General features: G+C 51.5%; 2 protein-coding genes. Both read left to right on the top strand.

Translation table 11 applies throughout. From position 1 onward, the window contains the following. Positions 1 to 192 precede the first annotated feature (192 nt). Entirely contained in the window at positions 193 to 711 is a 519-nt protein-coding gene (hcp-2, locus tag GOU96_RS17245) for a type VI secretion system effector Hcp-2 (RefSeq protein ID WP_001142947.1), read from the top strand. Positions 712 to 838: 127 nt separating this feature from the next. Beyond that, on the top strand, positions 839 to 2,415 hold a 1,577-nt coding region (locus GOU96_RS17240), incomplete at its 3' end, for a type VI secretion system tip protein VgrG (protein ID WP_324702046.1).

Below are 2,415 nucleotides of genomic sequence, written 5' to 3'. Positions count from 1 at the left end.
TTTTTGCCCGCCAAGCAAGATCTTGCTCAGCGTTGGGCAGCTTTTTGCTTTGTTGATGGGGTTGTTTCTATAACCTATTGATTTTTTATGGTGTGAAAGTTGGCATCCCACTTGCTCTTTGTATCGCGACGGTGCGCAGAGCGCGTTAACTCATTCATTGACTTAAAAATGATTTATTGAAAGGAAATAGCCATGCCAACTCCATGTTATATCTCTATCGAAGGCCAAACTCAGGGTCTTATCACTGCAGGCGCATGTACTGCTGACTCTATCGGCGATTCATTCGTTGAAGGCCACGAAGATGAGATGCTGGTTCAGCAGTTTGACCACGTCGTAACCGTACCGACTGACCCACAATCTGGTCAGCCTTCAGGCCAACGTGTGCACAAGCCATTCAAATTCACTGTGGCGCTGAACAAAGCGGTTCCTCTGCTGTACAACGCGCTCTCTTCTGGTGAGAAGCTGAAAACCGTTGAGCTGAAGTGGTACCGTACCTCTATCGAAGGTAAACAAGAGAACTTCTTCACCACTAAGCTGGAAAACGCGTCTATCGTCGATATCCACTGTGAAATGCCACACTGCCAAGACCCAGCAAAATCTGATTTTACTCAGAATGTGACTGTGTCTCTGTCTTACCGCAAAATCACTTGGGACCACGTTAACGCGGGCACCTCAGGCTCTGATGACTGGCGTAAGCCAATCGAAGCGTAATTTACGCTGCGAGAATGTCGCTCACCTTCGGGTGGGCGGCTGTGAACCTTAAACCCAGAGTATCGTTTGGCGCGGTATTGTGGGTTTAAGGTTTTGCCATTTTTAATGTAGGGGAAGGAAAGGCAGGATGGCGACATTAGCGTACAGCATTGAGGTCGAAGGGCTGGAAGATGAGACTCTGGTGGTCAGAGGCTTTCACGGGCAGGAGTCACTCTCTAATAGTGTTTTTTTAGGGCAAGCCTGTTACGGGTTTCGCTATCAAGTGCAACTGGCGAGTCGGTTATCCAATCTGACTGCCGAGCAGATGGTCGATAAGCGTGCTGAGCTCAAGCTTTACCGCAATTCACAGTTGGTGCAGCGCGTGCACGGCATTGTGCGTGCTTTCAGCCAAGGCGATATCGGCCATCATCACACCTTCTACGAACTCACTTTAGTGCCTGCCTTAGAGCGCTTATCCCTGCGCCACAATAGCCGCATTTTCCAAAAGCAGACTGTTCCAGAAATTCTCTCTATCTTGCTGCAAGAAATGGGCATCAACGATTACGCTTTTGCGCTCAAGCGTGATTGCGTGCAGCGTGAGTTTTGTGTGCAGTACCGCGAAAGCGATATCGACTTTCTGCACCGCCTCGCCGCTGAAGAGGGGCTGGTGTACAGCTTTGTCCATGAAGCGGGCAAACATACCCTCTATTTCAGTGATGCCAGTGACAGCTTAAGCAAACTGCCGGAGCCCATCCCATACAACGCTTTAGCCGGTGGCGCGATAGATACCCCGTATATCCACGGCTTAACCTATCACACCCAAGCGGAAGTGAGCGAAGTTCAGCTCAAAGACTACAGCTTCAAAAAGCCGGCCTACTCCTTTTTACAAACCGTGCAGGGCACGGAGCTGGATTATCAGCAAACCCGTTACCAACATTTTGATGCGCCGGGGCGCTACAAAGACGATGTGAACGGCGCCGCCTTTAGCCAAATCCGTTTAGATTACCTGCGCCGCCATGCTCACACCGCGACAGGGCAGAGCAACGAGCCGCTGCTGCGTGCCGGCTATAAGTTTGACCTGCAAGAGCACCTTGACCCCGCGATGAACCGCGATTGGGTGGTGGTGTCGATTAACCACCAAGGTGAGCAGCCGCAAGCGCTACAAGAAGAGGGCGGTAGTGGTGCAACGACCTACAGCAACCAGTTCAGCTTAATTCCGGGGCATCTTCACTGGCGCGCTGAGCCACAACCCAAACCGCAAGTCGATGGTCCAATGATAGCGACGGTTGTTGGCCCTGAAGGTGAAGAAATCTTCTGTGATGAACACGGACGGGTGAAAATCCATTTCCCGTGGGACCGCTACTCGAACGGTAACGAGCAGAGCTCCTGTTGGGTACGGGTGTCGCAAGGTTGGGCGGGCAGCCAATATGGTTTTGTCGCCATTCCGCGCATCGGTCATGAAGTGATAGTTTCCTTCTTAAATGGCGACCCAGACCAACCGATTATCACCGGACGCACCTATCATGCGACCAACACACCGCCATACACTTTGCCGGAGCACAAAACCAAAACCGTGCTGCGCACCGAGACGCACCAAGGGGAAGGGTTTAATGAGCTCAGTTTTGAAGACCAAGCGGGCAAAGAGCAAATCTACCTGCATGCGCAGAAAGACTTCGATGGTTTGATTGAAAACGACCACACCACGGTCATTCGCCACGACCAACA

The sequence above is a fragment of the Vibrio sp. R-1 genome (assembly GCF_035615595.1).
Taxonomy (GTDB): Bacteria; Pseudomonadota; Gammaproteobacteria; order Enterobacterales; family Vibrionaceae; genus Vibrio; species Vibrio cholerae.
Note: the sequence above shows the minus strand (reverse complement) of the source record. Positions and strands in the feature narration are given on the sequence as shown.